Genomic DNA, 6378 nt, shown 5'->3' on the forward strand with positions numbered 1-6378 from the left:
TTTTGCCGAAAGCACTGGCTTCACTGCGGCGCTGTTGTTAGCATGCAGCCGATTTTATTAAAACTATAACTACAGAGGTATTATGGCTACGGGAACCATTTTGGCACTTGCCATTTATTTTTTACTGATGCTCGGTATCGGCGTGGTGGCGTACCGCCAGTCCAGCAGTAATTTGTCTGAATATATGCTGGGTGGACGTAAGTTAAGCCCAAGCGTCACCGCGCTTTCAGCAGGAGCCTCAGATATGAGCGGCTGGCTGCTGATGGGCGTACCAGGTGCCATGTATGCGCTGGGGTTATCACAAATCTGGATCGGTGTGGGTCTGGTGATTGGCGCCTACCTGAATTACCGATTATTGGCTCCGCGGTTTCGGGTTTATACCGAGCTGGCAAAAGATTCGATTACCCTGCCCGACTACCTGGAAAACCGTTTTGCTGACCCAAGCCGTATGCTGCGCTTAGTATCAGCACTGGTGATTGTGATCTTTTTCACCTTGTATACGTCGTCCGGCATGGTCGCTGGCGGCAAACTGTTCGAAACCGTGTTTCAGCTTGACTACCGCTTTGGTCTGTTATTAACGGCTAGCGTGGTCATTGCCTACACCTTGCTGGGCGGCTTCCTGGCGGTCAGTATGACCGACTTTGTGCAAGGCATGATTATGTTTGTCGCGCTGGTTATGGTGCCGGTGGTAGCCTTTGGCGCGTTGGAACAACCGGCCACATTGTTTGACACCATAGCGCAGTTACACCCGACGCACCTCGACTTGTTTACCGGCACTTCGGTGCTCGGCATCATTTCCTTGCTGGCATGGGGTTTGGGCTATTTTGGTCAGCCACATATCATTGTGCGCTTTATGGCCATTCGCTCTGTCGACGATTTTAAAGCGGCCCGCCGTATCGGTATGTCCTGGATGATTGTGTCACTGCTGGGCGCTATGGCCATAGGTTTTGTCGGTGTCGCTTATGTACAGCAGTCTGGCGATACGTTGAACGATCCGGAAACCATTTTCATCTATTTCTCGCAAATTCTATTCCATCCCTTTGTCGGTGGTTTGCTGCTGGCCGCCATCCTGGCTGCGATTATGAGCACAGTTTCATCACAGTTACTGGTCACCTCCAGCGCCCTGACTCAGGATTTCTACAAAACCTTTTTACACAAAACCGCCACAGATAAGCAGCAGGTGTTGATTGGTCGCGTCTCGGTGTTGCTGGTGGCTCTGGTGGCGATTGCCCTGGCACTGGACAGCAACAACAGCATCCTGTCATTGGTGTCCGACGCCTGGGCAGGTTTTGGTGCAGCTTTTGGTCCAGTGGTTCTCTTAAGCCTGTACTGGTCACGGATGAATCATTGGGGCGCCCTGGCTGGCATCGTCGCAGGTGCGGCCACTGTGCTGTTCTGGGTCTATGCGCCGCTGCAGATAGACGGCAAACAACTGGATGATTTTATCTATGCAATGATCCCGGGTGTGTTTGTGTCAGCGCTGGCAACGCTGGTGGTCAGCCGGCTGACAGCGGCTCCTCAGACAGCAGTGCAGGATCTGTTTGCTGCCGTACTGCATAAGTTAGAAAAAAGTGAACACAATTAAATAGATAGACGGCAAATAGCGCCTTCGCTTTTTAATAAGATAAAACTAAAAAAACTCTGTCCGACGCGTAGTCGGATGGAGTTTTTTTTTGCTACAGTGAGATCGTGATCCCTAAGGAACAGGAATTTCGCTTATATGTACTTTTACACTGCACGCCAGCCAATTCTGGACAAAGCAAAGAATCTGTTTGCCTATGAGTTGCTATTCAGGGACGGTGTGGAAAATGTGTTCCCGAACATAGACAGCGACGAAGCAACCTCACGCATGATTGAAGGCGGTCACTTAAATCTGGGGTTGGATGAGTTTTTGGATGATAAGCCCGGCTTTATCAACTTTACTCTGGATGCTCTGCTTAAACGCTACCCAGCCTTACTCCCAGCTGAGCAGGTGGTGATTGAAATACTGGAAACAGTGCAGCCTGGCAAACGACTGCTGGCAGAATGCAAAATGCTGAAGGAACAGGGCTATATTCTGGCGTTGGATGACTATATTCACCAGCCGGTCTGGCGCCATTTCTATCCGCTGATCGACATCATCAAAGTCGACCTGCGCAGCACCTCCGAAGAACAAATCCTGCAAATTAAACACTCCATTAGTGAGTTTCCTCATCTGAAGCTGTTGGCGGAAAAAGTTGAAACCAATGAAGAGTTTGAACATGCCATCGAACTGGGCTTTGACTACTTTCAGGGTTATTTTTTCTATAAACCAGAAATGATGCAAAGCCGCGCACTATCTCCGGCGCAGATGACATTGGCAGAACTGCTTTATGAAACGGCAAAAAAAGACACCGATCTGAACAGCATCACTGGCATTTTCGAGCGTGATGTTAACTTGTCCTACAAGCTGCTGCGTTATGCAAACTCAGCGGTGTTTAAGCGGCGCACCGAAATCTCCACCATCAAACAAGCGCTGGTCTTGCTCGGCCAAAAGGAATTAAAACGTTTCCTGTCCGTGTTGTTTACTGCTCAGGTCGGTTCTGAAAAGCCAGCAGAGCTAATGCGATTGGCAATGACCCGCGCCCGCTTTGCCGAACACATTTCCGTACTGGCAGGATTCTCAGCACCTGCTGAAGCTTTTCTGACCGGTATGATGTCTCTGATTGACGCTATTCTGGACGAACCTATGGCTTCAGTTATGACCAAACTGCCGTTGTCCGCAGGCATTAAAGCTGCGTTAGTGGAGAGTGAAGGCCCGATGGCCAGTTACCTGCAGCTGGTCAAACTTTACGAACAGGCCCATTGGGATGCTGCAGAGCAATGGATCCAGCGGCTGCAACTCGACAAGAAAGCGGTGCCGGACGCTTACCACAGCGCAGTGCAATGGGCCAATGATCAAATGAAAGCCTTAGGTGAGTAACAGCCATTCAGCTAAAAGCTGATGTGCTCGGCCACTTTGGCCGCCAGCTTGTCACCAATACCTTTGACTTCGGTCAACTGCTGCTGGTCTTTAATTGGACCGTTGGCTGCAATATAGTCTTTGATCGCCTGAGCTTTTTTTTCACCAATACCAGGAATGGCCACCAGCTGCTCGACGCTGGCTTTATTGATATTCAATTTGGATTTTACCGCCGTTTTAGCGTCTGCACTGACGGTGACTGGCGCTTTGGCTAATTCCTGTGCCAGGCTCAGATTTATGCCTGCAGTCAGGCTGGCAAATACAGCAGCAATAAGGATGTGTTTCATTATGGATCCCTCCGGTGTAGCGCGCGCAGCAGACTCAGCCGCCGGGGTTGCGTCCGGTTTTCACTTCTTCGCAGTCCTTGCGAGCAGCTCATTGGCAACCTGAGGTTAAGCATAGCGCCAGCAAGCTTGATGGCAACTATTTATAAACAATTTTATTACATAACAAATCACGCATTCAGGGGCAATTCAGGCCACAGACACCATAGTACGATGATTGAAGCCAAGCCAAGACTGTTTTAGCATAGCGGGGTTAACCCAGCGATATCCCAAAGGAAAGAGAGATGCGTTTACTGGTAGTTGAAGACGAAACCCTGTTAGCAGAGCAGATCCGCGAGCATTTGGTGCAACAGCAATTCAGCGTCGACCTTGCGTTCGATGGTGCTGAAGGCTGGTATAAACTAAGCGAATACCCGTACGACCTGGCCGTGATTGACATCGGCCTGCCGAAAATGGACGGCCTGGCGCTTATCCGCAAAGCCAGACAGAACGAGCTGAAAACCCCAGTGATCGTGTTGACGGCCCGGGGCAGCTGGCAGGAAAAAGTCGAAGGCCTGGATGCAGGTGCCGACGATTACCTGACCAAACCTTTTCACACTGAAGAGCTGCTTGCCCGCATCAATGCACTGATCCGCCGGGCTGCCGGTCAACCGGATCCACTACTGCATGCGGGGCCAATCCGCCTGAACAGCAGAACCCAGCAAGTCTGGCATGAACAGGAGGAAATCAGCCTGACAGCCTACGAATACAAGGTGCTTGAATACTTCATGCACAACCCGAATAAAGTTATTTCTAAAACTGAACTGACTGAACATATTTATGATCAGGACTTTGACCTCGACAGTAACGTGATTGAAGTCTTTGTACTGCGGCTGCGGAAAAAGCTGGACCCAACAGGTGAATTAAAGCCCATCGAAACTTTAAGGGGCCGTGGTTACCGCTTTACTTTGGCAGTCAGCTAAATGCAGTTATCTCTGAAGCTCCGCCAAGGTGTGATCAGCCTGGTGTTACTGCTGTTTTTATTGCCGGGTTCTTTTTTTGCAATAGAGCAGGCGTTCTACACCCAGTTACTGAGCAGTACTGAACAGAAACTCGAAGTTCATATGTATTCGATTCTGGCGGAGGTTCAGCCACAAGGCGAAGAAGTCGCGTTGAGCAATAATTTGCTGCCGCCCGACTTTTATCGGCCAGATTCTGGTTTAACAGCCTTTATCACCAGTGAAAACAAACTGCTGTGGCAATCGGATTCGTCGATCAACCTGCAGTTCGAACCCCCTATGCATCAAATTTTGCCAGCCTCGCACGAGTTTGTGCTGATGGAGCAACACCAGAAGAAATTCTGGGTGCTGTCCTTTGCGGTATTATTTGATTCGGGCGAAAGTACCCTGCCTATTACTATCCATGTGGTGCAGGACGACGAACTGCTGCAGGAACCCTTACAGAGCTTTCGTTCAACGTTGCGTCAATGGTTTGTCGGTATCGCGGCTGTACTGCTGCTACTCACCTTGTTAGCTTATTATTGGACGACCAGGCCGCTGTGGCTGCTGGATAAAGAAATCAATAAACTGGAACAAGGCGAGCAGCAACAGCTGGTGGGTGACTATCCCACTGAACTGCAAAAAATTAAAGAAGACCTGAACCTGTTGCTGTCCAGCCAAAACCGGCAAAAACAGCGCTATCGCCACCATTTAAGTGACTTGGCGCATGCGTTAAAAACCCCTATTGCGGTGCTCAGAACTTCCAAGCTGTCTGAACAACCGGAGTTGGCTGAACAGTTAGATCGGATCACCGCCATGATTGAACACCAATTAAAGCGAGCGGCCAGTTCAGGCCAGGACGTATGGCAAAAGCAAATTGCGGTGCTGCCTTTGATAGAAAAGCTGGAAGCTGCTCTTAGCAAAATTTATCGGGATAAAGGCATTCAGCTGGACATTGACTGTCAGCCCAGCGTCAGTTTCCGGGGAGACGAAACTGACTTTATGGAAATTCTTGGCAACCTGATGGATAACGCCTGTAAAGCCTGCCATCACAAAGTCAAAGTCACCGCCTTTGGCCAGCCTTTGCAGCTGGATGTGGAAGACGACGGTCCAGGAATTCCGGAACATAAAATGCAAGGCATGTTTGAACGAGGCACCCGCCTGGATACCTACCAGGAAGGTCATGGCGTTGGTTTATCCATAGTGGCTGAGCTGGTCAACTCCTACTCCGGAGCCTTACAAGTATCGCGTAGCCCACTGGGTGGAGCCCGTTTTGTGGTTCGTTTCAGTGAAAATAAAACACGGGAAAATGCATGAAAAGCTTAGTTCTGATCCTGCCACTTTTGGCCTTTAAGGTGGTTGCCAACTGTGACGAGGGCCAATCGACGCCCAAAGCCAGGCTAAGCTGCCTGGATCAACAACTGGAACAGAGCCAACGGGAACTGACCAGTTGGGAAAACAATCTGCAATTTAAGCTGGAACAGCATGTCAAAACGACAGGTCGTAAAGACTCGTTGCAAGGTTTTACCAAAAGCCGTCAGTTATTCCAAAACTTTCAGGAACAGGATTGCCGCTGGCAGTACCAACTGCGATTACCAGAATCGCAGCAAGCAGCCATTGCATATAAGACTTGTCAGTTAAGACACGTGCAACAACGCATTGATCAACTGAAACAATCTGACTTCCAGCCTGAAAAAAGTTAGCCAGCTATACTAGTCAGACTAGCCACTCCTTAAGGTTTTTTGATGAAGATCCTGCTGACAGGTGCCACTGGATTAATAGGCCGGGCATTGGTTGCCCACTGGCAATACTCGCATCAATTGGTGCTGCTTAGCAGAAACCCCAGGCAGGCTGAGAAGAAACTGACGACCGTGCATCCCTGCATTCGGACTTTGCAGGAAGTGGACTTTAATCAGTTGGATGCGGTGGTGAACCTGGCTGGTGAACCTATCGCAGAAAAACGTTGGACTGAGGCGCAAAAACAAAGGATCTGCCAGAGCCGCTGGCTATTAACCGAGCAAATTGCCGAAGCCATCCAGCTGCGTATTTCGGTGAATCCGATCAGCGATTCCGGAGTTATCCGATCACCTGCTAACCGTTCTTTTTCTTGATTCTATTTTTACGCTAAGTGATCGGA

At 49.7% G+C, this 6378-nt stretch carries 7 protein-coding genes; 6 read left to right on the top strand and 1 reads right to left on the bottom strand.

Going from position 1 to position 6378, the window contains the following annotated elements:
- The first annotated feature begins 82 nt into the window (after positions 1 to 82).
- Both putP and ACFO3I_RS15465 read left to right on the top strand, forming a co-directional pair.
- Positions 83 to 1585, top strand: a complete 1503-nt coding sequence (putP, locus tag ACFO3I_RS15460; RefSeq protein WP_377335456.1) for a sodium/proline symporter PutP — start codon at positions 83 to 85, stop codon at positions 1583 to 1585.
- A 135-nt stretch (positions 1586 to 1720) separates the two neighbouring features.
- Complete coding sequence (locus ACFO3I_RS15465; RefSeq protein WP_377335457.1) at positions 1721 to 2941, top strand: EAL and HDOD domain-containing protein; 1221 nt, start codon at positions 1721 to 1723, stop codon at positions 2939 to 2941.
- Between the two features lie 11 nt (positions 2942 to 2952).
- Here the strand turns inward: ACFO3I_RS15465 and ACFO3I_RS15470 are convergent, their stop codons facing one another.
- Complete coding sequence (locus ACFO3I_RS15470) at positions 2953 to 3267, bottom strand: ComEA family DNA-binding protein (RefSeq protein ID WP_377335459.1); 315 nt, start codon at positions 3265 to 3267, stop codon at positions 2953 to 2955.
- A gap of 281 nt (positions 3268 to 3548) precedes the next feature.
- Between ACFO3I_RS15470 and ACFO3I_RS15475 the strand changes: the two genes are divergently transcribed.
- Genes ACFO3I_RS15475 through ACFO3I_RS15490 form a run of 4 tightly spaced genes read left to right on the top strand, consistent with a single transcriptional unit; the run spans position 3549 to position 6352 of the window.
- Positions 3549 to 4226, top strand: a complete 678-nt coding sequence (locus ACFO3I_RS15475; RefSeq protein ID WP_377335461.1) for a response regulator transcription factor — start codon at positions 3549 to 3551, stop codon at positions 4224 to 4226.
- Positions 4227 to 5558, top strand: a complete 1332-nt coding sequence (locus ACFO3I_RS15480; protein ID WP_377335463.1) for an ATP-binding protein — start codon at positions 4227 to 4229, stop codon at positions 5556 to 5558.
- Positions 5555 to 5944, top strand: coding sequence for a lysozyme inhibitor LprI family protein (locus tag ACFO3I_RS15485; RefSeq protein WP_377335465.1), 390 nt, complete (start codon positions 5555 to 5557; stop codon positions 5942 to 5944). The genes ACFO3I_RS15480 and ACFO3I_RS15485 overlap by 4 nt, the downstream gene beginning before the upstream one ends.
- 42 nt (positions 5945 to 5986) lie before the next feature.
- Positions 5987 to 6352, top strand: coding sequence for an NAD-dependent epimerase/dehydratase family protein (locus ACFO3I_RS15490; protein ID WP_377335467.1), 366 nt, complete (start codon positions 5987 to 5989; stop codon positions 6350 to 6352).
- Positions 6353 to 6378: the final 26 nt, after the last annotated feature.

This window comes from Rheinheimera marina (genome assembly GCF_042654345.1).
In the GTDB taxonomy this organism is placed as follows: domain Bacteria; phylum Pseudomonadota; class Gammaproteobacteria; order Enterobacterales; family Alteromonadaceae; genus Pararheinheimera; species Pararheinheimera marina.